We start from the raw sequence: 24,336 nt of genomic DNA, 5'->3' as shown, positions 1-24,336 counted from the left end.
AAAGGGTGATCGGCGCCCGCTCATCCATTGACGCCGGAGGAGAACAACTCAGGCAACCTCCTGGGTTTTTCCGACCCGTTGGGCACATTCCTTCGGTTTACGATCACCAACGGGCGCGGCATCGACATCCAGTGATCAGATACGCGCAGATCAAGACCGAAAGCGACAACACCAGTGCCGCGCCCATCGGTTGGGCCGCCATCCGAGCCGCAACACCCAACGCGCCATCGACATCGAACGGCCAACGCGGCCACAGGAGTTCGCGAAGGCGGTCCGGCAGACCGGCGATCGGGCGGACGGAGGGACCCGCCGACACCCGCTGCACGAGCGGAGCCACCACCACCGGCACGGCCAGCACCGCGGCGACCCCTGCCGCGGTGACCCGGAACACGCCCGCCCCGAGCAGCCCGGCCCAGCCGCAACCGACGCAGAGCGCCGTCCAGATCGCGACCAGCGGCGCCCAGTGCCGGGGCACCGGGATGGCCTCGCCGCCGTACAGCAGCCGCAGCGCGGCGAAGCCGGCCAGCGCCGAGACCAGGGCGAGCAGTGCCGCGGTGACCGCGGTGACGAGGAGCTTGGCGAGCGGCAGCCCGAGCCGGCGCGGGACGGCGCCCCGCCCGGAACTCAGGCCGGGGTGGCGGTACTCGTCGCCGAAGGAGAGCGCGCCCAGCAGCCCGGCGGCGAGCGCGGCGGGCGGCAACGGCAGCATCCGTGGCCAGGCGGCCAGGGCGGTCGGCAGCGGAACGCCCCCGGACCGTGCCAGCAGGACCGCGATCAGGACCGAGGCGGCGAGCCCGGCGGCCGCGGTGAGCGGGGTACTGGGCACCCCCAGCAGCCGCCGCACCTCGTAACGCACCGGCCGCGCCGGCCCCCGCGGCGGCCGCCGCACCAACGGCGGCACCGCGGCCTGCCGCCCCACAACAGCAACCCCCGCAGGCCGGGCCACCGGCGCGGGCGCGGCCCCGAGGGCCGGGACGGGCGCTCTCTTGGCGACCTGGGCGGCCGCGGACCCGGGGGCCGGGGTGGCCGCGGACCCGGAGGCCGGGGTGGCCGCGGACCCGGAGGCCGGGGTGGCCGCGGACCCGGAGGCGGGGGTGGCCGCGGACCCGGCAGCGGGGGCGGGCGCGGAGTCGGAGGCCGGGGCGGGCGCGGATCCGGCAGCGGCGGCTTGAGCCGGAGCCGGGACCGGAGGCGTCGAGCCGCCGGACGCCCCATCAGGGGCCGGGCCCAGTGACCGAGGCGGACCGGAGTCCTCGCCCGGGGCCGGGGCCGAGAGTGGTGACCGACGCGAGCCGGAAGCCGTACCCGGGGATCGAGGCGGGCTGGGGAACGGGACAGGGGTCGCCTCCTCACCCGTCTCGTCGGCGAGTCGATGGAGCAGTACGCCGTGCCGGAACGCGGTCTCGCCGATCCGCGCGCAGTCGCTGCCGTAGACGGAGAGCCGCCCTCCGCTCTCGGCCACCACCTCGACGGGCCGCCCCGAAGCCCGGGCCTCGCGGGCGACCAGCGCGGCGAGCCGCGCCGCGTGCGGAGTGTGGACGGCGACCCGGGGCCGGAGCCGGGTACGGGCGAAGGCGGCGCCGTCCTGGTCCGCCACCAGCCGGCCCCGGTCCAGGGCCAGCACGCGGTCGGCCCGGCGGGCCGCCTCCCTCGGGTCGTCGGTGGTGAAGAGCACGGTGCCGCCATGGTCGGCGTGGGCGCGCAGCAGCCCGTGCAGCCACTGGGCCTCACGAGGGGGCAGCCCGTTCGACGGCTGGTCGAGCAGCAGCGTGTGCGGGTCGCCCAGCAGCGCCAAGGCGAGGCCGAGTCGGCGGTCCATCCCGAGCGACAGCGCGCCGAGCCGATGGTTGCGCAGGGCGGCCAGTCCGACGACGTCCAGCAGCTCGTCGGCGCGCGAGGCAGGGACCCCGGCGGCGGCCGCGAGCATCCTCAACTGCCCGCGAGCGGTACGCGAGGGGTGCCCGGGTACGTCGCCGAGGAGGACGCCGACCTCGCGTGCCGGATGGGCGATGCGGCGCAGCGGCCTGCCGCGGAAGCAGGTGATCCCACGCCCCGGTTCGAGCTCCAGCATCATCCGCAGGGCGGTGGTCTTGCCGGAACCGCGGGCGCCGAGCAGCGCGGTGACACTGCCGGGGCGGGCCTCGAAGGTCAGGTCGTCGACCGCGGGCGGGCGGCCTGGGCGGCGGCTGGTACTGGTCAGTCCGATGGCCTGGAGCATCGCTACTCCCGCGAGGTCGGGGGCCGCTCGGCGGCAGGCGCTCCGCGGCAGGGCGGGTCGGTACCGCGACAAGATAGCGCTACATTTCCGACCAAACCCGTAGAACCGGGCGATTCGCCCCCGATATCGGACTCTCGATACCCCCCCCGCGATGTCGGGCTCAGGCCGGTGTCAGACCTCGGGGCGCAGCATCGGCGGGTTGAGCAGGGTGGCACCGCCGGCCCGGAACAGCTGGGCGGGGCGGCCGCCTTGACGGGTCGTGGTCCCACCGGACGGCACCAGGAAGCCCGGGGTGCCGGTCACCTTGCGATGGAAGTTGCGGGGGTCCAGCGCCACGCCCCAGACACCCTCGTACACCCGCCGCAGCTCACCCACGGTGAACTCCGGCGGGCAGAAGGCGGTGGCCAGTGAGGAGTACTCGATCTTCGACCGGGCGCGCTCCACACCGTCGGCGAGGATCCGGCCGTGGTCGAAGGCGAGCGGGGCCGGCTGCTCCTCCGAGGGCGGCGGGGCGCCCTCCGGTTCGAGGAGTTCCTCCACCGGGGCCCAGCGTGCGCTGTTGGCGTCGCCCCCGGGCCGGGGCGCGGGAAGGTCGGGCGCCAGAGCGAGATGGGCGACGCTGACCACCCGCATCCGGGGGTCGCGGCCCGGGGCGCCGTAGGTGGCGAGCTGTTCGAGGTGGGCACCGCTCGTCTCGGCCGGGGGCGTGCCCGCGTCGTGGGCGCACAGCCCGGTCTCCTCGGCGAGTTCCCGGCGCGCGGCGGCCCCGAGATCCTCGTCCTCCCGTACGAAGCCGCCCGGGAGCGCCCAACGCCCTTGGAACGGCTGCTCCCCGCGCCGCACGACCAGCGCGCACAGCGCGTGGCGGCGCACGGTGAGCACCACGAGGTCGACGGTGACGGCGAAGGGCGGGAAGGCCGAGGGGTCGTAGGGCGACATGCCGCGCATCATAGTCGTCTTCCTGACGATAAGCACGCCCTACCGGACGCATCGGACCGTCGCCCGGCGGTCACATCGACCGCACCCGCGTCGAGGCCGCGCGCTCGACTCCGGTGGGGGCGTCATGGGCGCCGAGGCGCAGGTGTTCGACGTGGTAGAGGGCCTGGTCGAGAAGCTCGGCGACATGGTTGTCGTACAGGGCGTAGACGATGGACCGCCCGTGGCGTTCGCCGGTGACCAGACCGAGGTTGCGCAGCAGGCGCAGCTGGTGGGAGCAGGCGGAGGCCTCCATACCGACTGCGTCGGCCAGCTCGCTCACCGAGCAGGGCCCCTCCTGCAGGCGGGCCAGGATGTAGAGCCGGGACGGGGTGGACAGAGCCTGGAGGGTGGCGGCGACATCGGCGGTGCCGACCGCGTCAAGACGCTCGCGGGTGGTGGCGCTGCTGGCGGTGCCGGTTCCGTGACCCATGCACCTCATCATACCGAGAACACCTGAAGACCTGTTCATATGTTCGTGTACGGTGGTGATGCCACCCCGGTCCGCCCACGAGGGGTCGTCCATCTCGCCCGTGAAGGGTCGGTTCTGTCATGCCTTCCGTCCTCGATCGGCGGCCCGCGCCGCCCGTCGCCGCACACCGCACTGCGGCCCCCCACCGCCGGACGCGGCTACTGGCGCTACCGGAGGCCCGCTGGGCGATCGCGGCCCTGGTGCTGTTCCTGATCGGCCTGCCCGTGCACCTGCTGGACGGCCCGGCCTGGCTGTGGGGAACGCTGTTCGCCGCCACCTATGCCACCGGTGGCTGGGAGCCCGGATGGGAGGGGCTGAAGGCCCTCAGGGACAAGACCCTGGACGTGGATCTGCTGATGGTCGTCGCGGCCCTGGGAGCCGCCGCGATCGGACAGGTCCTCGACGGCGCACTGCTGATCGTCATCTTCGCCACCTCCGGTGCCCTGGAGGCCGTCGCCACCGCGCGGACCGCCGACTCCGTGCGTGGTCTGCTCGACCTCGCCCCGGCCACCGCCACCCGGCTGCTGCCGGACGGCACCGAGGAGACGGTCGAGGCGGAGCGTCTGGCGGTCGGGGACACGATCCTGGTCCGGCCCGGCGAACGGGTCGGGGCGGACGGCCGGGTCCTCTACGGGGCCGGTGAGGTCGACCAGGCCACCATCACCGGCGAGCCGCTGCCGGTGGCCAAGCAGGTCGGCGACGGGGTGTTCGCCGGCACCGTCAACGGCACCGGCGCCCTGCGGGTCCAGGTCGAGCGCGACCCGTCGGACTCGGTGATCGCCCGGATCGTGAGGATGGTCGAGGAGGCCTCCGAGACCAAGGCTCCCACCCAGCTGTTCATCGAGAAGGTCGAACAGCGCTACTCGATCGGCATGGTGGCCGCCACCCTCGCCGTCTTCGCGATCCCGCTCGCTTTCGGCGACGCCCTCTCCGCCGCCCTGCTACGAGCCATGACGTTCATGATCGTGGCCTCGCCGTGCGCGGTCGTCCTGTCCACCATGCCGCCGCTGCTGTCCGCCATCGCCAACGCCGGCCGCCACGGTGTCCTCGCCAAGTCCGCCGTCGTCATGGAACGCCTCGGCCGGATCGACACCGTCGCCCTGGACAAGACCGGCACCCTCACCGAAGGCACCCCCCGCGTCACCGACCTGCGCCCGCTGCCCGGCAGCGGCCTGGACCAGGACAGCCTGCTGAGGCTGGCGGCGTCCGCCGAGCACCCCAGCGAACACCCGCTCGCGCGTGCTGTGGTCGCCGCCGCCCGCGAACGCGGCCTGCCGTTGACCGGCGTCGAGGACTTCACCGCCGCTCCGGGCCGGGGAGTCACCGCCACCGTCGACGGCCACACCGTCACGGTCGGCGCCCCCGCCCGGCTCGTGGACGCCGCCGGCCACCAGCCCGGGCGAGCCGTGGTGGCCGAACTGGAGGAGGCCGGACGAACCGCCGTCGCCGTCCTGCGGGATCAGGAACCGGTGGGCGTGCTCGGGATCGCCGACCGGCTGCGACCGGACGCGGCGGCCACCGTCGCCGCCCTCACCCGGCTGACCGGCCGCACGCCCATTCTGCTGACCGGCGACAACGAACGCGCCGCCCGGCACCTGGCCGCCGAGGTCGGCATCACCGACGTCCGCGCCGGACTGCTGCCCCAGGACAAGGTGGCGGCCGTCCAGGAGTGGGAAGCCCGGGGACGCCGGGTGCTGGTCGTCGGCGACGGCGTCAACGACGCCCCCGCCCTGGCCGCCGCGCACTCCGGGATCGCGATGGGCAAGGCCGGCTCCGACCTCGCCCTGGAGACCGCCGACGCCGTGGTCGTCCGCGACGAACTCGCCGCCATCCCCTCGCTCGTTCAGCTCTCCCGCACCGCACGCCGCTTCGTCATCCGGAACCTGGCCATCGCCGGCACGTTCATCGCCGTCCTGGTGGCCTGGGACCTGATCGGCACCCTGCCCCTGCCCCTGGGGGTCGCCGGCCACGAGGGTTCCACCGTCATCGTCGGCCTCAACGGCCTGCGCCTGCTGCGCGAGGCCGCCTGGCCCCGACCCACCCCTCCCGCAGCATGAGCAGTCGCCCTTACCGGGCGGGCCACCGTCACGGTCTGCCGCGGCCCCGCCAAGGTCACCGCTCCCGCCGGCACATGCCTTCCTCCGACTCCCGGATGTCACGGTCGCCCTCCTTCCTCCCTCCCCGCACGGTCAGTCCGTTGCGGTGACCTCGACGCGATCGCTCTCCCCGTCCGAGAGGAACGAGGCCAGCGCCTGCCCCTGTTCGGCGCTCTCGGAGCGCTCGGCCGGGGTGAGGCGGCGCAGCGGGGTGACGGTGACGGTGGCGTCCCGGTCGACGTTCCAGGTCGCGGCGACCCGCCCGTCGACCAGGACGACGCGCTCACCGGCGACCGACAGACCGCGGTGGGCGTCGTCGATGATCCTGCCGCGATACCGGTAGCCGAGGATCGCGCTGTCGAAGGCCGGCAGGAACCGCACCGGGGCAGGCGCGTCAGGGCCGGGGCGCGGGGCGTCGGGCAGGTCCAGCAACTCCCTCCCGTGCTCGTCGCGGAAGCCGACCAGTTCCGCGCGAACCGCGGCCACCGCGGCGGGCAACCCGGCCAGGCCGCACCAGGCCCGAAGGTCCGCCGAGGTGGCAGGGCCGTACGCGGCTAGGTAACGCCTCACGAGGGCCTGGCCGACCGGGTCGGCGCCGTCCGGGGCGGGCGGGGCGATCTCACGGCCGAGCCAGGCCGAGAGCAGGACATTGCGTACCCCGGCCCTGGTGCGCCACAGCCCACGTGGCGGGATCTGCACGACGGGCACCAGGGCGGCGACCAGCATCTCGCCCAGCGCCCGCCGCCCCGCCGCCGGCCAGCGCCCTTCGACGGCCCGCACCAGCTCGCCCATGGTGCGGGGCTCGGCGTCGGCCAGCACCGCCCGTCCCGCCGCGGCGAGTTCGTCCAGATCGACCCCGGCGAGTTCGCGGCGGTGGGCCCCCAGGGCCCGCTGGCGCAGCATGGCGTCATGGCGGGACCGCCAGCCCAGGGCGTCCTCGGCGGTGACGAGGTGGACGGTGCGGCGCATGAGATGGGTCCGCACCACACGGCGTCCGATCAGTGCACCGGACAGCTGCGAGGAGTCGAAGGCGCACAGCCTCGACCAGAGTCCGACGAACGGTTCCTGGGGCTCCTGCGCCTGCAGACCGCCGAGGTGGGAAACGGCGTCCTCGACAGGCATACCGGCCGGATCGAGCAGCAGTTGCCGGGCGAGTGTCGCGCGGCCCAGCGCCCTGTCGCTCAGGACGGTCATCTGCTCACCACCTCCACCACTCGGATCCACCTCGGCTCACACGGTCCGGTTCGGTTCAGTGCCCACCGTCGCAGCAGATGCGGTCAGGTGGTGACCGCATCCCGGAGCAGCCGCGGCGGCGGTGGCCGGTCAGCCGCCGAGCCGGAGACCCGGGGCGGCGGCCTCGACCAGCCCCAGCCCGAGTCCGCTGACCCGGACGGCGAGGGGCTCCCCCGCGACGGCGAGCCCGGAGAGCCGGAACGCGCCCAGGGGCGCGGAGCCCAGCGGCCGTACCGCGAGGAGCCCCGCCGGTACGTCCGGGCGGATGCCCGCGGCGGTGGCGAGCAGGTACACGGCCGAGGCCGCGGAGAGCGCGGAGGGGCGGCAGGCGGCCGGATGCGGCACAGGGGCGCCGCCCGCCGTGCGCCGGCCCCCGCCGTACATCTCCGGCAGCCGGTACGCGAAGCTCTCCGCGGCCCGCACCAGACCGCCGAGCAGGGCGGCCGCCTCCCGCTCATGACCGCTCGCCGCGAGCCCCGCGACGGCGACGGCCGTCTCGTACACCCGTACCGCGCCGGTGCGGTGGCCGAACGGGTTGAAGCCCGGCTCATCCGCGCCGAGCCCCCGCAGTCCCCAACCGGAGTCCAGGGCGGGGCTGCCGAGCAGCCGGGCGAGCCGCCCGGTCCGGACCGGGTCGAGCAGTCCGCGCGCCGGTCGCCCGCCGTCCCCGAGGCCGGTGTCGAGCAGATGGGCGGCGGCACCGCCGAGGTGCGGGCGCGGTCCGCCCGCGGTGCGTACGGCCACCGGCCGACCGCCTCCCCGGTCGTCGATCCAGAAGTCGGCCCGGAACCGGGTACGCAGCCGGCCGGCCCAGGACCGCCACTCCTCCGCGCCCGGGCGGCCGCATGCCTCCAGCAGGTCGGCGCCGAGCACGGCGGCCCGGTGCGCGTGCGCCTGCGTCTCGGCGCGGAGTACGCGGCCGGAGCCCGGCTCCGGCACATAACCGTCCTCACCCGCGGCGGCCCGCAGCCAGCGCAGGCAGCGCTCGGCGGCGGGCAGCAGCTCGGCGAACTCACCGTCGGGCAGCCCCCAGCGACGGGCCTCGGCCAGCACCACCGGGAACGCCAGGGTGGCTTCGGTGCCGGTGCATACGGGAGGCAGCCCCGGCCCGCCGTCGCGCAGCGGCCCGGGGATGAACCCGGCCCCGTCCCCTGGTGCGGTGTGCTGGGTCCGCGCCAGCGCCCGCAGCGTCCCGACCGCCGCCCCGGTGCCCAGCGGGAGAGCCATCCGCGCGGCCCACAGCGCCTCCGCCGGTACCGGGCGGGCGCGCCAGGGAACACCCGCGGCGAACAGGGCGCCTCCGGGGTGGGCCGGGTCGCGCAGCAGCAGCGCCCGCAGGTCGGCGACGCCCGCCGCGAACAGCCGCTCCACCCGCGGGTCGTCCGCCTCGGCGCGGGCGTCGGAGAAGCAGCGCCCACCGCTCGCCCCCTCGGCCGCCAGCGCACCACCGGCGGAGGGACGGCGGTGGCCGGGGCCGCCACGGGGCATGAGGGACGAGCGGACCCGCAGCTCGATGGTGCGCTGCTCCCCCGGTCCGAGGTCGAGCAGCCAGCGCAGCACCCCGGCCGAGGCGAGGGTGTCGTCCGGAGCCGGCTCGGCGGTGACGGAGGCCCAGCCGACCGGAGCCGACCAGCGAAGCCCCGCGCCATGGACCGCGGCGGACGGCTCGGGACCGGGGCGGCCCGCCGCGATCGCGCCCAACTCGGCGAGATCGGCGCCGAGGAGGAGTTCGACCGGAAGGCGCAGCACCCGGTCGAGCGCGCTGCGCAGGGTGATCCGCTCGGAACCGTCGGCCTGTCGGCTCCGCTCCACCACGATCGCGGGATCCGGCCCACCGCCGGCCGGCGCCTGGACCAGCGCCGTGAACCGGGCCTGACCGGCACCCAGCGTCCCGGCCTGGACGGTGACCGGCTCCCGGCCCGCGACCCGCAGCCGCGCCCGGGCGAGGACGCGTCGACCCGCGTGGAACACCCCGTCGACGCCGTGCCCGGTGAGCTGGCCATGAGGCGGGGAGAGGGCGAAGGCGGGCATGGCGACGCTGACGAGCATCTCGTGGACCGGCGGCGGCCCGCCCTGCCGAACGGAAGCCACCGGCGCTCCCCGGCCGGCCAGCGGTGACGCCTGCCGAGGCAGGGCGCGCCACGGACCGGGTACCGGATCGGATGCCGGATCGGGCTGAGGGAGGTCCATGGAGGGGTGAGAGGGCCTTCTGTGTGCTCCGGACAGCCGCTGGACGTACGGCGGCACGGGTCAGGCGACTCCGCCACCGAGGTCAACGGCCAGGCAGACGATCCGGTCACGCCGAGCCCCCCACCGCCGCCCATGCGCCTCCTTCCGGCAAGTACGTCACCATCCACCACCGTCGCCCTCCCCCTCCTCACCTTTCTTCGATCCCCGTCGCACACGGCCGGTGTGGCCGTACTCGCCGCCAGGGTCTCGGCGCACAGCCGACGCCACGCGAGTGGCGGCCGGCTCCTCGGCCATCCCCGGCGCAGCCGGACGGACCCACTCCCCCGCCCTGCCCCGCTCACCGACCCGCCTCCGGCTCACCGACCCGTCTCCGGTCGGACCGGCGTTCCACCCGCCGGGCCGGGCTCACTCGGCTCGCGTGCGGCTCTCGGTACGGTCTCCCTCCTCTCCCCGGCCCGCCGCGCGGAGGCCGCTGCTCGGCACTCCGCCGGCCGTGCGGGCCGCCGCCGTCGGCGCCGAACCGGCGGCCGGTCGTGAGGCATCAGCCCTCCGAGCTCCCGCCGCCGACCGGGCCCTGGCAGCGCGCGGCGCACCGGTCCTCCGGCCTCCGTCACCGCCGTCGGCCCCACCGGCCCCGGCCCGGGTCCGCAGCCGGGTCCTGGTCCGGGTCCGACCGGCCCGGGCCCCGGCCTCCGGGGGACGGGCGGAGGTCACTTCCCCCTCCGCCGCCGCCCGCACCTCGCGCTCCTTCCGAAGGCACTGGCGCAGTGACTCGGGGTCCAGGTTCTCGTTGCACGCCTGGTGCAGCAGCTTGGCGAAGACGTACTCGGGGTCCACCTCCAAGGCCAGCCCCAGCGCGATCCGGGCGGCCGGTTCGTCGCCGGTCGACCAGGACACCCAGCCGGCCAGGGTCAGCGGCGCGGCCGAGTGCTCGACGTAGGCCCCCACACAGCGGCGGGACAGCGCGCGCCAGAGCCGCAGCGCGGAGGGAGCGCCGGGCCCCTCCATCCACTCCGCCGCGCGATCCCGCGTCAGCCGGTCCTGCAACCCGAGGATGACCGAGGCCGCCTCCCGGTGGCCGAGCAGCCCGTCGTCGTGGGTGTCGGCGGCGGCGGAGTCGCCGCCGGGCGGGTTGTGCGCGAGCCGCCGCATCAGAGCCTCGGCGAGCCGCAGGGTGTCCTCCCGTACCCCGTCCCGGCCCTGCTCGCCCAGGATGGCCGGCACCAGGGCCGCCCCCGCCTCGTCCAGCGCGCGCAACTGCTCGTCGGCGGCCCGGGTGCCTCGGTCCCAGGGGCGCAGCCGGGCCTGGAGGTCCCGTAGCGAACCGCGGACCTGGATGCCCGCGTAGGTCGCGGCGGCGGCCATCACCGAGGTGCCCGGCGCCACCAGCGGGGTGCCGTCGGGCGGGCAGCAGCGGCTGTCCGGGCAGCAGTAGGACCAGAAGCGGCCGTCCGAGACGCACAGCGCCTCGTACACGGGTACGTCGAGCGCGCCGCAGGCGGTACGCAGCCGCTGTGCCAGCGGACGCAGCCGCTCCATGACCCGCAGGGCCGACTCGCCCTCCGCGGGGTCCTGGCAGAGGAACGCCACGATGCCGTCCGGACGGGTGCCGCGCCGCTCGCCCCCCTCGACCAGCGCCTCGGCGAGCTGGTCGGCGACGGAGGGCCACTCGCGGGCCGAGCGCGGAATGCCCAGCCGCACCCGGCCGCCGAACCTGCCCCGGTCACCGTGGAGCGCGACCAGCACGATGGAGTCGGTCGGGTGGTACCCCAGCATGTACGGCAGGGCGTCGGCCAGCTCGGCGGGACCGCGCAGGGTGATCTGCTCCACGGGCCCCGGCCGGGACCCCGGTCGGCCACCCGCCCACCCGCCGGACCGGTGGTCCGACGACTGGTCCTCGGAGCGCTCGCCGAAGTCGTTGCCGGGCTCGGGGGACACGGCGGGCTCGGGGGACCCGGAGGACGCGGAGGATTCGGCGGGGACGAGCGGCATGGCTGCTCCGGTGGGGTCGGTGACGCGGTCGGTGGGAAGGGCGGACTCGGGGAGGGGAAGGGGGCGGTCGTGGGGCTGGGGGATGTCCTGTCGTTCGCTCATGGCCGAGACCGTCCCGCACTCCGCAAGCCCCCGTCGACCCCTGTGGACAGCGTGGACAGCGTTGTCCACAGGGGTCGACACCGCCGCCCACCAGGGGGTATTCGGGGGCGTCCTCCCTCGTCGGAGCCGCTGTGGCGAGAAGTGGCCACGGCGGCCGCCATGGTTCGCCGATTGTCACAGCCGTGCTGTTGCATGGGGGCATGGAGCACACGAGCGAGGCAGCAGCACCCCAGGATCTCCGCGCGGCGGCCGATGCCGTGCTTGCCCGCCTGGTCGGGGACGAGAGCGGGACGGCGCGGTTGCGCGAGGACCAGTGGCGGGCGATCGAGGCGCTGGTCGCGGAGCGCCGCCGCGCGCTGGTGGTGCAGCGCACCGGGTGGGGCAAGTCCGCGGTGTACTTCGTCGCCACCTCGCTGCTGCGCGCGCAGGGCGCCGGGCCCACGGTGATCGTCTCGCCGCTGCTGGCGCTGATGCGCAACCAGGTGGACGCGGCCGCCCGGGCCGGGATCCGCGCCCGCACGATCAACTCCTCCAACAGCGAGGAGTGGGAGGCGATCCACGAGGAGGTGGCCACAGGCGCGGTGGACGTGCTGCTGGTCAGTCCGGAGCGGCTGAACAACCCCGACTTCCGCGACCAGGTGCTGCCCCGGCTGGCGGCCGCGACCGGGATGCTGGTCGTCGACGAGGCGCACTGCGTCTCCGACTGGGGCCATGACTTCCGGCCCGACTACCGGCGGCTGCGGACCATGCTGGCCGAGCTTCCGGACGGGGTCCCCGTGCTGGCGACGACCGCCACGGCCAACGCCCGGGTGACCTCCGACGTGGCCGAGCAGCTGGGCACCGGGGCGGGTGGTGACGCGCTGGTGCTGCGCGGCCCGCTGGACCGCGAGAGCCTCGCCCTGGGAGTGCTGCGCCTGCCGGACGCGGCGCACCGCCTCGCCTGGCTGGCCGACCAGCTGGACGCCCTGCCGGGGTCCGGCATCATCTACACGCTGACCGTGGCGGCGGCCGAGGAGGTCACGGCCTATCTGCGGCAGTGCGGGCACACGGTGGCCTCCTACACGGGCCGCACCGAGGACGCGGACCGCCGGCAGGCCGAGGAGGACCTGCTGGCCAACCGCGTCAAGGCGCTGGTGGCGACCTCGGCGCTGGGCATGGGGTTCGACAAGCCCGACCTGGGGTTCGTGGTCCACTTCGGCTCGCCGTCCTCGCCCATCGCGTACTACCAGCAGGTGGGGCGCGCCGGGCGCGGCGTCCGGCACGCGGAGGTGCTGCTGCTGCCCGGCGCGGAGGACGAAGCCATCTGGCAGTACTTCGCCTCGGTGGCCTTCCCGCCCGAGGAGCAGGTGCGCCGGACGCTCGACGTGCTGGCCCACGCCGGGCGCCCGCTGTCGCTGCCGGCGCTGGAGCCGCTGGTGGAGCTGCGCCGCACCCGGCTGGAGACCATGCTGAAGGTGCTGGACGTGGACGGCGCGGTCCGGCGGGTGAAGGGCGGCTGGACGAGCACCGGCACACCCTGGGCGTACGACACCGAGCGATACGCCTGGGTGGCCCGCCAGCGCACGGCGGAGCAGCAGGCGATGCGGGAGTACGCCGCGTCGGAGGGCTGCCGGATGGAGTTCCTGCGGCGCCAGCTGGACGACGAGGAGGCGGCCCCCTGCGGCCGCTGCGACAACTGCGCGGGGCCCCGCTTCGACACCAAGGTGTCGGCGGCCGCGCTGGACGCCGCGCGCGGTGAGCTGGGCCGGCCCGGGATCGATGTGGAGCCGCGCCGGATGTGGCCGACCGGGCTGCCGGCGGCCGGGGTGGAGCTGAAGGGCCGTATCCCGGCGTCGGAGCAGTCGTTCGCGGGGCGGGCGCTCGGCCGGCTGTCGGACATCGGGTGGGGCAACCGCCTGCGGCCGCTGTTCGCCCCGGGCGCGCCGGACGGACCGGTGCCGGACGATGTGGTGGACGCGGTGGTGCGGGTGATGGCCGACTGGGCGCGCGGCCCGGGCGGTTGGGCCTCCGGTGCGGCCGACGCCCCGGCACGGCCCGTCGGGGTGGTGACGGTCCCCTCGCGCGGCCGGCCGGAGCTGGTGGGCTCACTGGGCCGCCGGATCGCGGAGGTGGGGCGGATGCCGCTGCTCGGCGCTCTGCGGTACACGTCCGGCCCGTCGGACCGGCTGTCCCGGACCAACAGCGCCCAGCGGGTGCTGGGTCTGCATCACGCGCTGGAGGTACCGGCGGAGCTGGCCGCGGAGTTGGCGGCGGCGGGCGGACCGGTGCTGCTGGTGGACGATCTCACCGACAGCGGGTGGACGCTCGCGGTAGCGGCCCGGCTGCTGCGCGGAGCCGGAGCGGAGGGGGTGTTTCCGCTGGTCCTCGCCGCGCAGGGATGATCGGCCGCGCGGGCCCGCGGACGGGGCTTCAAAGGGCCTTCCACCGCCTCCGGGAGCGCGGAGAGGCATCAGCCGCCCGGGAACGGGCAGGATATGAGTGTCATACCAACCCATTCCCGGCGTCGGCCTCAATTGCTCGTTGCCGCTGGCCCGTTCCGCCAGGAACAATTGGAATCCGCTCCCCGTGCGGCCCATTCGCCCTGGAAGGGCCATGCCGGTGCGTCCCTCACTCGACCCTGCCGCCCTTGTGGCCGCGTATGCGAAGGGAGGACCGTGACCTTCGGATTCGCCCCGTCCACTGCCACCTCGATCGACTCCCCGAACCATTCCGCGAGCAGCCTTGCCAGGATGCTCCAGCCGACGGAATGGGCGGCGGCGGGCATCCCCCTGCTGCGTAGCCCGCGCGAGATCGTCAGCGGTCTGCACGCCCGCCACCATCCGACCCCCGCCACCGCCGTGGTGGCCGTGCTGGACCAGGAGGAACGGCTCACCGCCAGCGCCTCCTTCGCCCGGCGCGCCGTACCGGCGGACGGCTGGGACTTCCGCAACGCGCTGCTCGCGCATCTGCGCCGGGTCATCCCACACGACCTGCGCCGCCGCACTCCGGTGCGCACGGCGGTGCTGCTCTACTGCCGGGACGGCGACGAGCGCTGGACCGAGGAGGACGGGGCGTGGATGTGGGGGCTGCGGGACGCCTGCACCCTGCACGGGCTGCGCTGCGGCGCGTACATCACCCTGACCAGCGGCGGTTGGCAGGTGCTGGGCGAGGGCCGGGGAGGGCGGCGACCGCACTCCGCGTCGCCCCCGAGCGACCTGGCCGATCCGGCGCCGGAGGGATTGCTCGCGGTACCGCGCGGGGCCGGCGGCGCCCCCGAGGCGCTGCGCCGTTCGGCGGCCCGCTGAGCCCCCTTCAGACGGCACGGCTGGGCTGAGCTCGGCTCGGCTCCGTACCGCCCACCGGGGCGAACCACCGGTCACCGCACAGCCGTACGCGGCCGGCATCTGATGGTGCCGGCCGCGTACGGGCCGTTCGTCGGGAGCCGCCATAGGGCGCCCGGCAGCGGGAACCGATCGGTGCCCGGGCGGCGGTCGCCCGGGCGACCGCTCAGACCCCGGCGCCCAGAACCGAGTTGACGCGCTCCGCGTCGCCGCAGACGACCAGCAGGGCGGTGGCCCGGGTCAGTGCGGCCGGCAGGGTGCGCGCGGCCGCGTCGTCGTCGCCGCCGTTCAGGGCGACGACCACCACCGGCCGGTCGGAGGCACGGGTGGCGGCGGTGGCGTCCGCGAAGAACACGTCCTCACCGGCGTCGTGCTGCGCCCAGTAGGACGCCTCGCCGAAGGACAGTTCGTGGGCGGCCCAGGGGTGCTGCTCACCGGTGGTGAGCACCAGGATGTCGCCGGGCGCACGGCCGGTGTCCAGCAGCAGGTCCACCGCCTCCTCGGCGGCGTCGAGCGCGCCGTCCACCGGGGCGGGGATCAGCTGGATCCGGGGCCCGGAGGCCTCCGTCGCGGAACGATTCTCCATCCGCGGGCCGGGGGCCGGAGCGGTGGAGCCGTGCTGGCGCTGGACGGGCGGCGCCGGCCGGGCGGGGCCGGGGCCCGGACGTCCGGGACGCGGCGCGGAAGCGGAGCGCGGGCCGGGGACGGCTCGCGGACCGGGTACGGGTCGAGGGGTCGGCGCGGTACGGCCTGCGGCCGGGGTGGCGCGGGGACCCTGGGCACTCTCGGGAATCTGAGGCTCCTCGGGGATGAGAGGCATGGATGGTTGTCTATCAAACGCCGGCCGAAGCGACGGCGGCGGGTGGTGCTTGCACGCGGCACGGGGGGCGGTCGGTCAGGGCCGCCGGCCGTCCGCGAGCGGTCGGAAGTCGACCGGTCAGGAGTCGATCGGTCGGAAGTCGATCGGTCGGGGATCGAGCAGTCGAAGTCGAGCAGTCGGGAGTCGAGCGGTCGACGTCGGATGACCGAAGCCGAACGATCGAAGGTCGAAGGTCGAGCGGTTCGCGTCAGAAGTCGAAGCCGAGTTGGCCCCCGCTTTCCCGTTCGGCCGCCTGGGGTGGGATGCGGACCTTCTTGAGGTGCCGCCACTGGGGCAGCCCGTCGAGATAGGCCCAGCTGAGCCGGTGGTAGGGCGTGGGCCCCCACTCGTGGAGCGCCGCCTTGTGCACCGGCGACGGGTAACCGGCGTTGGCCCCGAACCCGAAGGCGGCGTACTGCGCCGACTCCGCCTCCAGTTCGGCCATCATCGCGTCCCGGCGCACCTTGGCGATGACGGAGGCCGCCGCGACGGCGACACAGGACTGGTCGCCCTTGATCACCGTACGCACCTGCCAGGGCACCCCCAGGTAGTCGTGCTTGCCGTCCAGTATCACCGCGTCCGGCCGCACCGGCAGCGCGTCCAGGGCGCGGACGGCGGCCAGCCGCAGCGCCGCGGTCATCCCGAGCTCGTCGATCTCCTCCGGAGAGGCATGGCCGAGGGCGTGCGAGGTGACCCACTTCTCCAGCTCCACGGCGAGTTCGGCGCGGCGCTTGGGGTTGATGAGCTTGGAGTCGGTCAGTCCGGCGGGCGGCCGGCGCAGACCGGTGACGGCGGCGCACACCGTGACGGGCCCGGCCCACGCCCCGCGTCCGACCTCGTCGACCCCGGCGATGGTCTTGGCGCCGGTGGTCGCTCGGATCGAGCGTTCGACGGTGTGGGTGGGAGGTTCGTACGGCATGGCGCCAGACAGGTTACGCCGCCCGGCCCGGCCCGCGATACCCGGATTGCCCTACGGGCCCCCCGCCGCCCCCGTACCGCCGGTTACCCACCCCCGCACCAGCGGACATCCACCCCCTTACCGGCCGGTATCCACCCCGGGACACCGTCCGGCATCCGTCCCCCGGCGACCGCACGCGTAAGGCCCAGAAGGCGTCAGTGGGCGCCGGGGCGCAGCAGCGGCACCAGCACCTGGTCGACCAGCTCCGCCACCTCCGCGTCCGGCCACTCGCTCCCGTGCACCTTCGAGCGGTACATCAGCAGGGCGGGGAGCACATCGACGACCAGCCCGTCGCCGCTGTCCGACCGGACATCGCCCCGCTCGCGGCCACGGGCCAGCACCGCGCGGATCAGCCGGGTTCCGGGGTCGATGACACCCGTTCGAATGAGACCGTGGAACCGCTCGCCGCCCGCACCGTCGCATTCGTGAAGCACCGAGCGAAGAGCCGTGCCCGACGCGGAGAACATCGCGTCCCGGATCATCCGGCAGAGGGCGTGCAGGTCCTCGCGCACCCCGCCGAGGTCGGGGACCTCATCCAGTGACGGCAGCGCGGCCCGCAACGCCTCCGCGACCAGTTCCTCCTTGCCTGACCAGCGACGATAGACGGCCGCCTTGCCGGTCCGCGCGGCGGCGGCCACCCCCTCCATGGTCAGGCCGTTCCAGCCGACCCGGGCCAGCTCCGCAAGGGCGGCTTCGAGGATGGCCCGCTCCAGCACGGCGCCGTGCCGGCGGCAGGCTGCGCGCTCGTGACCGGCTTCCTCGGTGCGGGTGTTCGCCATCGGCAACTCTCCATCGGTCGACTGGCCGGGCGCGGGGCCGGCAGGGAGCGGCACCGGACGACTGATGCCGCCCGGCGACCCCAGCGGCGGCGATTCAGTGAACGCTTGCGTTCCCTGACGGGGACTCACTACCGTGGCGACCGCAGTGAACGCCTCCGTTCACTGCATCACCCCTGGGGGAACCATAGTGACAATTTCCGCGCCGGAGACCCAGCGGGAGCACAGCAGACCGGCGGCGGGGCCACCGGCCCGCGCCGGTCTGGCCCTCGCGGTCATCGCGGCCTGCCAGTTGATGGTGGTGCTCGACTCCACCATCGTGAACATCGCGCTGCCCCACATCCAGGACGCGCTCTCCTTCTCCACCACCGGCCTGTCCTGGGTGCTCAGCGCCTACACGCTCACCTTCGGCGGCCTGCTGCTGCTCGGTGGGCGGGCCGGGGACGTGCTCGGCCGCCGCCGGGTGTTCATGACCGGCATCCTGCTCTTCACCGCGGCCTCGCTGCTGGGCGGATTCGCGCAGGAACCCTGGCAGTTGCTGGCGGCCCGGGCGCTGCAGGGGGTCGGTGGCGCGATCGCCTCCCCGACCTCGCTGGCGCTGATCACCACCACGTTCCCGGAGGGGCCGGCCCGGAACCGGGCGTTCGGCGTGTTCGCGGCCGTCTCGGCCGGCGGCGGCGCCATCGGTCTGCTGGCCGGCGGGATGCTCACCGAGTGGCTGGACTGGCGCTGGGTGCTGTTCGTCAACGTGCCCATCGGGCTGCTGATCGCCTTCCTCGCCCCGCGCTGCATCCGGGAGTCCGAGCGCCACCCCGGACGGTTCGACATCGCGGGCGCGCTGACCTCCACGGGCGGTATGGCCTCGCTCGTCTACGGCTTCATCCGGGCCTCCGAGGAGGGTTGGCGCGACGCGCTGACCATCGGGTCGTTCGTGGCCGCCGTGATCCTGCTGGCCGCCTTCGCGGTGGTGGAGCGGCGGGCGAAGGAGCCCATCACCCCGCTGCGGATGTTCGCCGACCGCAACCGCTCGGGCACGTATGTGATCATGCTCAGCCTGTCCGCGGCCATGTTCGGGATGTTCTTCTTCATCGTGCTCTTCGTCCAGAACGTGCTGGTCTACAGCCCGATCGAGGCGGGCCTCGCCTTCCTGCCGGTCACCGCGGCCATCATCGTCGCCGCCGGGCTGGCGCAGAAGCTGCTGCCGGTGCTGGGGCCCAAGCCGTTCATGGTGTCCGGTGCGGCGATCACCGGCGCGGGGCTGTTCTGGCAGACCTTCGTCTCGCCGAGCAGCACCTACCTGGGCGGCATCCTGGGGCCGCTGCTGCTCTTCGGCTTCGGCATGGGGCTGAACTTCGTCACCCTGACCCTGACGGCGGTCTCCGGGGTGGCCCCGCACGAGGCGGGCGCGGCCTCGGGTCTGCTCAACGCCACCCAGCAGGTGGGCGGTTCGCTGGGCCTGTCCATCCTGGTCACCGTCTTCGGCACGGCGAGCCGCGAGGAGGCCCAGAAGCAGCTGCCCGACTTCATGGCGCAGGCCACTCCGGAGCAGCTGAAGGAGTTCGCCGCCACCCGCGAACTGCCCGCCCCCTGGGGCGGTCAGGTACTGACGGAGGGCATCTCCACGTCCTTCATGGTCGCGGTCGCCATGGTGGCGGTGGCGCTGCTGACCGCCCTGCTTGTCGTCCGGGTACGCCGCAGTGATCTGGCGGCCCTCAGCGGAACGGCCGAGTCCGCCGGACCGGGGCTGGGCTGACAAGGGGCCGGGGGTGGCCAATGAGGTCCGCGGGCTACCGCCCGTAGTCCCCGAACGGATCCGATCCCCCGCCCCCGGTCTCCGGCGGTTCCAGCCCCCCGGTGTCCGGCTCCCAGTCCCCGTACTCGTCGTAGTCGTCCCGGTCGCCGCCGTCCCGCCCCGGGGTGCACACATATCCGGCGGTGGAGACCGGGCGGGCGTCGATGATCTCCCGGGCGCGGTGCTCGCCGAGGCTGAGCGCGTACCAGGGCGTGTCCGCGGCGTCGAGGTCGCGCTCGATGTTCCGCAGCGCGCAGGAGCGCAGCGGCTCGGGCAGCCGGTCCAGGGCGGGGGCGGCGTCGGCCGACAGGTTGTCGAGGTAGCCGATGTCGATGGTGCCGCTCTTCTCGTACCGCTGGACGTTCCGTTCGGCGACCAGCGCGTCCGGGGAGAGCAGGCCGAAGCCGAGCACGAACACCGCCGCGCTCACCGCCACGGCGCGCGGCAGCGGGAGGCGCCTGGCGCCGAGGACCCCCGCGGCCATCACCAGGACGAGGACGACGCCCAGCCACAGCTCCACGGCGGCCACCGAGACCCGGAGCCGGGTGAGCCCGTAGGCGTCCACATACAGGTCCATCCGCCGCAGCGCCGAGGCGACCACCACCAGCGTCATCAGGCAGAGCGTGCCGAGCACCGCCCGGACCAGGGTGCGGTCGCGGGTCCCGCCGCGAGGCGCCCAGCGGACGGCCAGGGCGATCACGACCACGGTGAGCAGAGTGGCCCACAGCAACTGCCAGAACCCCTGGCGGGCGTACTCGGCGTTGGTGAGGCCGGTCTCGCTGAGCACCCGGTCGTAGCCGCGGAGCAGCACCGCGAGTTGTACGGCGTTGAAGGCGGCGAACAGCACCGTGAGCACCATGAGCGGAAGCGCCCATTCCAGTCGGCCGCGCGGACGGCCGGGGGTCGCCGGCAGCAGGTCCCAGCGCAGTGGTGCGGCGGCGGTACGGGCGGCACACAGCGCCCCGATGAGACCCCAGGCGAAGAGCAGCACCCGCCAGGGCCCCTCCGTCACGGAGATGTCCGGCACCAGGGAGCCCACCAGGTCGGCGAAGGCGGCGTCCGCACCGGCGAACAGAGCGCCGAAGACGACGAGCAGCGCCAGCGCCACCCCGGTCGTCCGCAGGATCGGGCCAAGCGAGCCGCGTGCGGCGGCGCGCTGGCGTACCCCCTGCCACCCCCAGACGATCCCGGCGGGCACCGAGTCGAAGAGGCCCAGCGGGGCGAGGACGATGCCGCGCCAACTGCGGCTGCCGTGCAGGGCCAGCGCGCCGAGGCCGAAGGCGGCGGCGATGGCGAGGAAGGTGGGCCAGCCCGCGTCACGCAGTGCGGGTACGGCCAGCAGGGCGAGCCCGCCCAGGGCCCAGACGACCGTCCAGGGGCGGATCCGCCGCCCGGCGGCGACCGCGGCGAAGCCGGCGGCGAGGGCGGCCGGTACGGCGACGATCAGCAGGTTCAGCCCGATGCCCCCGTCGCCCAGGAGAAGAGCGCTGAGCAGACCGGTGGCGAGCACGGCGACCAGCGCCCCGGTCGGCACGGGGGCGGGAGGGCGCGGACGTATCGGGCTGGGCCCGCGCCGCGGCGGTTGCGGCGGCACCCATACGTGGGCGGGGGCGCCGGTACGCGCCTGCGGCCGACCGGTGTGCGCCCCCGACATGCCCGCCCGGCCGGCGGCCGACGCGCCTGCGGTCTGCACCGGGATGGGTGCCGCGTCCATGCCGGGCGCCGCACCCTTTGCAGCAGCCGCGCCCGAAGGCGTACCCTCCCCGCCCCCGGCACCAGCCCGGCTCCCGCCACCAGCATCGGCATCCGTACCGGCCAGGCGGTTGTCCCCCGGCGCGGGGACCACGTCCGCCGGCTCGTCATCCTTGCCCTTGCCCTGGCCCGGCCGCTCCGGTGGCGGCGGCGGTACGGACGGTGTGGGCGGTGTGTCGGACACGGGACCCCCTCCCGGCCGGCCGCGTACCGCCCGTCGTGGCGGCGGCCCGGACGGACCGGCTCCGGTGTCTGCTCAGCGCGGCCGTTGATGATCAAGGCGGCGGTGTGGCGGCAAGGCTAGTCCCGAAAGCGCCTGCCTCCGCCGCCGAGGCCGCTCTGTGGCAGGACCGTGACAGTAAGCCGGGCCATGCCGGATGACCGGTCCGTCCGGCATCCCGGCATCCCGGCATCCCGGCACCCCGGCACAAGGCCCGACCGACCCCTCCGGCGTCAGGCGCCGAGCACCCCGGTCGTGGCGGCCGTCAGCCAGTCCGGCAGCGTCTCCGTGCGCTCCAGCCAGGCGGCCGGTGGTGCGCCGCCCGCCGCGGCCACCACTCCCCCGGCGATGGCGCAGGTGGTGTCGACGTCTCCGCCGGCCTGCGCCGTCGTCCAGAACATCCGCTCGTAGTCGCCCAGCGCCCGCGCGGCCGACCAGAGCGCGAAGGGCACCGTGTCATGCGCGCTGGTGCGGCGGCCGCAGCCGAGCACCGCCGCCACGGTGCCGGCGTCCGCGTAGTCGAGCATGTCCCGGGCACGGCGGAGCCCGGCGCCGACCGCGCTGCGCGGCACCAGGGCCACGACACCGTCCAGCAGCTCCTCCGGCGTCGGAGGCCCTCCGGGACGGGCCGCCAGCGCCGCCGCGGCGGCCACGGCCATACAGCCGACGACCGCCTCGCGGTGCTGGTGGGTGGTGTACGAGGAGATCTCGGCCTGGTGGGTCGCCTGCTCGGGGTCGTCGGCGTACCACGCACCGAGCGGGGCGATCCGCATCGCCGCTCCATTGCCCCACGAGCCCTGCCCGTTGAACAAGGCCGCGGCGAGTTCTCGCCAGTCCGCCCCCTCGCGGACCAGCCGGAGCATACGGTTGACCGCGGGACCGTAGCCGCGGTCGAAGTCATGGTGCTCGGCGAAGGAGAGGGCCAGCGCGTCCTGGTCGACGCGGCCGTGCCGGGCGAGGACGGCGACGATCGAGCAGGCCATCTCGGTGTCGTCGGTCCACTGCCACGGGCCGGGCGGCAGCTCGCGCCGCTTCAGCAGCGGGTAGTGGGCCGGGACGAAGAACTGCGAGCCGAGGGCGTCGCCCACCGACAGCCCGCGCAGGCTGGCGAGCGCGCGACCCAGCGGGTCGGGCGCGGAGGCCGGACCGGAGGCGGAGGAGGAGGTGGGGGTGGGATGGTCGCCAGGGGTGCGGGGACCGTCCGTGGAGCGGGAAGAGGAGTCAGCCGTCATCGCACTGCCACTCTAACCGGTGGTCCCGTACGGCTCGGGCTCCCGCCACCGTTCGAACGGGCGGTCCAGTGCGTACCGGCCGTCGGCGCCGAGCAGCAGCGTGCGCGTCTCCCCGTTCGAGGGGTTGCGCAGGCACTCGAACTCGTCGACCGTCCAGTGGAACCACCGCATGCAGAACAGCCGCATGGTCAGCCCATGGGTGACCAGCAGGACGTTCGGCGGATGGTCGGGCTCGGCGAAGCTGCGGTGCAGGCTCTCCAGGAAAGCGCCGACCCGGTCGTACACATCGGCGCCGGACTCGCCTTGGGCGAAGCGGTAGAAGAAGTGCCCGTAGGCGTCGCGCTTCGCCTTCTGACGGCCTACGTCGGCGGGGTCCTGCCAGTTGCCCCAGTCCTGCTCGCGCAGGCGCGGCTCCTCCCGTACCCGGGTCAGCGACGGGTCGAGCCGCAGGGCCCGCAGGGTCTCGTGGGTGCGGCGGTAGGGCGAGACGTAGACGCTGACCCGCTCCTCGCCGAAGGCCTCCCGCAGCCGCTCCCCGGCCGCCTCGGCCTGGCGCCGCCCCCGGTCGGTGAGCCTCAGCGCGTGGTCGGGCTCGCGCTCGTACACCGTGTCATCGGTGTTGCCCTCCGATTCGCCGTGCCGTACGAGAACGATGCGCCGCGGTCGTGCCATGCCCCGACGATAGGCCGTGCGTCACGGATCCAGCCGGGAAGTGCCACGTATCACAGACGCACGGCGCCACAAGGGGCATCCGCCCGGCAGCGGCACCGTACGGGCATCCGCCCGGCGGCGGCACCGTACGGGGCATCCGCCCGGCGCGAACCGCCCCGCGCTCACACCGTCCACGCCGTCTCCAGGTCGACCACGTCCCCGGTCAGCGCCGCCACATCGGCCTCGATCTGGGTACGCAGCGCCAGCCGCTCCACCCGCTCGGCGCGGTACTTGCCGTGTTCGGCCGCGGAGCGCCACATCGACAGCACCAGGAACTCGTGCCCCGGCGCCTCCCCGAACAGCCCGCGCAGCATCCCGGGCGAGCCGGCCATCGCCGGGTTCCACACCTTCTCCTGCATCAGCGCGTAGTGCTCGACCCGCTCCTGGTGGATCCTGCTGTGCGCCACCCGCACCACGTCGGCGTCGGTGAAGCGCGGCTCGAACCCGGTCTTCACATCGAAGCGGTGCTCGAACAGCTTGGCCCGCGACCGGGTGTAGGTGCCGACCTGCGAGGCGGCGAGCCGGTCGTGGGAGCGTGCCATGAAGGAGTCGTAGAACGGGCGGCTCTCCCAGAAGGTGAAGACATGGGCGACGTCGGGGCGGGTCCGGCTCCAGCCGCCGCCCTGCCCGCGGAAGCCCGGCTCACCCAGCAGCCCCGCCCATTTCCGCTGCGCGCGTTCGAATCCTCGGCGGTCCACGACGGTGCAGCGAATCCACTTGACCAGCACCGCGCCATGGTAAGGCCCGGGAGATACCGCCTTCCGGCGATCCACCGCATGACACCATGGCAACGGCCCTGCCCGCGGGGAGCGTTGGGGGCGGGGGATTGACCGGGCGGCCGCGCGGGGAGGAACCGGTGCCGGTGGCCGCAGACGAGAGGGGATGGCGTGACCAGCAGTCTCAACAAGGGTGTCGGCAAGGTGCAGGTGACACTCCGGTGGGACCCGAGCCCGGCCGGCGCCCCCGACCACGACCTCGACATCATCGCCGCGGTCTACCCCCAGGAGGACCCGCACGGCACGCCCGTCTACCTGGTGCACTTCGGCAGCCGCTCGCCGGACGGCACCATCACGCTGGACCGGGACAGCCGCACCGGCCAGGGGTTCGGCTCGGACGAGGTGATGACCCTGGAGCTGGAACGGCTGTCGCCCGCCTACGGGCGGGTGGTGGTGGGCGTGGCCATCCAGCAGGGCGGCGGCCGGATCGCCTTCGCCGATGTCGCGGGCGGGCAGGTGGCAGTCAAGGAGGGCTACCAGGAGCTGGACAACCTCCGGCTGGCCGATCTCGGCCCGGCCACCGCCGCGACGATCGCGGAGTTCACCCGCGCCGACGGCGGCACCGGCGGCTGGCGGTGGAGCCGCTCCCTGCGCGGCTTCGACGCCGACCCGCGCTCCTTCACGGAACTGATGGGCGGCGCGGCCGGCTGACGGAGCAGGGC

General features: G+C 74.7%; 18 protein-coding genes. 5 read left to right on the top strand and 13 right to left on the bottom strand.

Translation table 11 applies throughout. The features are described from left to right. Positions 1–103: 103 nt before the first annotated feature. The 3 genes from ABZ945_RS08980 to ABZ945_RS08970 form a co-directional block, all read right to left on the bottom strand. Positions 104–2,218 (bottom strand): ATP-binding cassette domain-containing protein, encoded by a 2,115-nt coding sequence (locus tag ABZ945_RS08980; RefSeq protein ID WP_361266169.1) that lies wholly within the window; start codon positions 2,216–2,218, stop codon positions 104–106. 171 nt (positions 2,219–2,389) lie between these two features. Beyond that, positions 2,390–3,157: an NUDIX domain-containing protein gene (locus tag ABZ945_RS08975; protein WP_361266166.1), complete on the bottom strand. Its 768-nt coding sequence runs from the start codon at positions 3,155–3,157 to the stop codon at positions 2,390–2,392. 70 nt (positions 3,158–3,227) lie between these two features. Beyond that, positions 3,228–3,626: a metalloregulator ArsR/SmtB family transcription factor gene (locus ABZ945_RS08970; RefSeq protein ID WP_361266164.1), complete on the bottom strand. Its 399-nt coding sequence runs from the start codon at positions 3,624–3,626 to the stop codon at positions 3,228–3,230. A 119-nt stretch (positions 3,627–3,745) separates the two neighbouring features. Between ABZ945_RS08970 and ABZ945_RS08965 the strand changes: the two genes are divergently transcribed. Continuing rightward, entirely contained in the window at positions 3,746–5,722 is a 1,977-nt protein-coding gene (locus ABZ945_RS08965; RefSeq protein ID WP_361266162.1) for a heavy metal translocating P-type ATPase, read from the top strand. 132 nt (positions 5,723–5,854) lie between these two features. Here ABZ945_RS08965 and ABZ945_RS08960 read toward each other — a convergent pair whose 3' ends face one another. The 3 genes from ABZ945_RS08960 to ABZ945_RS08950 all read right to left on the bottom strand — a co-directional run bounded on the left by ABZ945_RS08960 (position 5,855) and on the right by ABZ945_RS08950 (position 11,278). Continuing rightward, the gene (locus ABZ945_RS08960; RefSeq protein WP_361266160.1) at positions 5,855–6,955 is read right to left on the bottom strand and encodes a winged helix DNA-binding domain-containing protein; all 1,101 of its coding nucleotides are present in this window, start codon (positions 6,953–6,955) and stop codon (positions 5,855–5,857) included. Between the two features lie 129 nt (positions 6,956–7,084). Next, positions 7,085–9,043: a glycogen debranching N-terminal domain-containing protein gene (locus tag ABZ945_RS08955; protein WP_361266396.1), complete on the bottom strand. Its 1,959-nt coding sequence runs from the start codon at positions 9,041–9,043 to the stop codon at positions 7,085–7,087. A 546-nt stretch (positions 9,044–9,589) separates the two neighbouring features. Next, complete coding sequence (locus ABZ945_RS08950) at positions 9,590–11,278, bottom strand: DUF4192 domain-containing protein (protein WP_361266158.1); 1,689 nt, start codon at positions 11,276–11,278, stop codon at positions 9,590–9,592. Positions 11,279–11,478: 200 nt separating this feature from the next. Between ABZ945_RS08950 and ABZ945_RS08945 the strand changes: the two genes are divergently transcribed. After that, positions 11,479–13,659: a RecQ family ATP-dependent DNA helicase gene (locus tag ABZ945_RS08945; protein WP_361266156.1), complete on the top strand. Its 2,181-nt coding sequence runs from the start codon at positions 11,479–11,481 to the stop codon at positions 13,657–13,659. Positions 13,660–13,932: 273 nt separating this feature from the next. Beyond that, a complete protein-coding gene (locus ABZ945_RS08940) occupies positions 13,933–14,562 on the top strand; it encodes a hypothetical protein (protein WP_361266154.1) in 630 nt (209 codons plus the stop codon). A gap of 202 nt (positions 14,563–14,764) precedes the next feature. Here the strand turns inward: ABZ945_RS08940 and ABZ945_RS08935 are convergent, their stop codons facing one another. The 3 genes from ABZ945_RS08935 to ABZ945_RS08925 form a co-directional block, all read right to left on the bottom strand. Then, positions 14,765–15,418: a hypothetical protein gene (locus ABZ945_RS08935; RefSeq protein WP_361266152.1), complete on the bottom strand. Its 654-nt coding sequence runs from the start codon at positions 15,416–15,418 to the stop codon at positions 14,765–14,767. 247 nt (positions 15,419–15,665) lie between these two features. Next, entirely contained in the window at positions 15,666–16,376 is a 711-nt protein-coding gene (locus ABZ945_RS08930; RefSeq protein ID WP_248631090.1) for a ribonuclease HII, read from the bottom strand. 194 nt (positions 16,377–16,570) lie between these two features. Next, positions 16,571–17,194, bottom strand: coding sequence for a TetR/AcrR family transcriptional regulator (locus tag ABZ945_RS08925; protein WP_361266149.1), 624 nt, complete (start codon positions 17,192–17,194; stop codon positions 16,571–16,573). Positions 17,195–17,453: 259 nt separating this feature from the next. On the opposite strand from ABZ945_RS08925, the gene ABZ945_RS08920 reads away from it, so the two are divergent. Continuing rightward, positions 17,454–18,944, top strand: a complete 1,491-nt coding sequence (locus ABZ945_RS08920) for an MFS transporter (RefSeq protein WP_361266394.1) — start codon at positions 17,454–17,456, stop codon at positions 18,942–18,944. Positions 18,945–18,978: 34 nt separating this feature from the next. On the opposite strand, the gene ABZ945_RS08915 is transcribed toward ABZ945_RS08920, so the two are convergent. The 4 genes from ABZ945_RS08915 to ABZ945_RS08900 form a co-directional block, all read right to left on the bottom strand. Next, complete coding sequence (locus ABZ945_RS08915) at positions 18,979–20,697, bottom strand: DUF4173 domain-containing protein (RefSeq protein WP_361266147.1); 1,719 nt, start codon at positions 20,695–20,697, stop codon at positions 18,979–18,981. A gap of 491 nt (positions 20,698–21,188) precedes the next feature. Continuing rightward, a complete protein-coding gene (locus tag ABZ945_RS08910) occupies positions 21,189–22,187 on the bottom strand; it encodes an ADP-ribosylglycohydrolase family protein (protein ID WP_361266145.1) in 999 nt (332 codons plus the stop codon). A gap of 12 nt (positions 22,188–22,199) precedes the next feature. After that, positions 22,200–22,859, bottom strand: coding sequence for a histidine phosphatase family protein (locus ABZ945_RS08905; RefSeq protein ID WP_361266143.1), 660 nt, complete (start codon positions 22,857–22,859; stop codon positions 22,200–22,202). 161 nt (positions 22,860–23,020) lie between these two features. Next, positions 23,021–23,626, bottom strand: coding sequence for a YdbC family protein (locus ABZ945_RS08900; RefSeq protein ID WP_361266140.1), 606 nt, complete (start codon positions 23,624–23,626; stop codon positions 23,021–23,023). A 159-nt stretch (positions 23,627–23,785) separates the two neighbouring features. Between ABZ945_RS08900 and ABZ945_RS08895 the strand changes: the two genes are divergently transcribed. Next, positions 23,786–24,325: a TerD family protein gene (locus ABZ945_RS08895; RefSeq protein WP_361266138.1), complete on the top strand. Its 540-nt coding sequence runs from the start codon at positions 23,786–23,788 to the stop codon at positions 24,323–24,325. Positions 24,326–24,336 lie beyond the last annotated feature (11 nt).

It is taken from the genome of Streptomyces sp. NPDC046887 (assembly GCF_040644755.1).
Taxonomy (GTDB): domain Bacteria; phylum Actinomycetota; class Actinomycetes; order Streptomycetales; family Streptomycetaceae; genus Streptomyces; species Streptomyces lichenis.
This window is presented reverse-complemented; position numbering and strand designations above follow the sequence as displayed.

Bases quoted from the DNA above. Each gene is read 5' to 3' on its own strand.
- ABZ945_RS08905 (WP_361266143.1), bottom strand. From the start codon at position 22,859: ATGGCACGACCGCGGCGCATCGTTCTCGTACGGCACGGCGAATCGGAG.
- ABZ945_RS08935 (WP_361266152.1), bottom strand. From the start codon at position 15,418: ATGCCTCTCATCCCCGAGGAGCCTCAGATTCCCGAGAGTGCCCAGGGT.
- ABZ945_RS08970 (WP_361266164.1), bottom strand. From the start codon at position 3,626: ATGGGTCACGGAACCGGCACCGCCAGCAGCGCCACCACCCGCGAGCGT.
- ABZ945_RS08925 (WP_361266149.1), bottom strand. From the start codon at position 17,194: ATGGCGAACACCCGCACCGAGGAAGCCGGTCACGAGCGCGCAGCCTGC.
- ABZ945_RS08965 (WP_361266162.1), top strand. From the start codon at position 3,746: ATGCCTTCCGTCCTCGATCGGCGGCCCGCGCCGCCCGTCGCCGCACAC.
- ABZ945_RS08955 (WP_361266396.1), bottom strand. From the start codon at position 9,043: ATGCTCGTCAGCGTCGCCATGCCCGCCTTCGCCCTCTCCCCGCCTCAT.
- ABZ945_RS08980 (WP_361266169.1), bottom strand. From the start codon at position 2,218: ATGCTCCAGGCCATCGGACTGACCAGTACCAGCCGCCGCCCAGGCCGC.
- ABZ945_RS08945 (WP_361266156.1), top strand. From the start codon at position 11,479: ATGGAGCACACGAGCGAGGCAGCAGCACCCCAGGATCTCCGCGCGGCG.
- ABZ945_RS08910 (WP_361266145.1), bottom strand. From the start codon at position 22,187: ATGACGGCTGACTCCTCTTCCCGCTCCACGGACGGTCCCCGCACCCCT.
- ABZ945_RS08975 (WP_361266166.1), bottom strand. From the start codon at position 3,157: ATGTCGCCCTACGACCCCTCGGCCTTCCCGCCCTTCGCCGTCACCGTC.
- ABZ945_RS08930 (WP_248631090.1), bottom strand. From the start codon at position 16,376: ATGCCGTACGAACCTCCCACCCACACCGTCGAACGCTCGATCCGAGCG.
- ABZ945_RS08950 (WP_361266158.1), bottom strand. From the start codon at position 11,278: ATGAGCGAACGACAGGACATCCCCCAGCCCCACGACCGCCCCCTTCCC.
- ABZ945_RS08960 (WP_361266160.1), bottom strand. From the start codon at position 6,955: ATGACCGTCCTGAGCGACAGGGCGCTGGGCCGCGCGACACTCGCCCGG.
- ABZ945_RS08915 (WP_361266147.1), bottom strand. From the start codon at position 20,697: ATGGACGCGGCACCCATCCCGGTGCAGACCGCAGGCGCGTCGGCCGCC.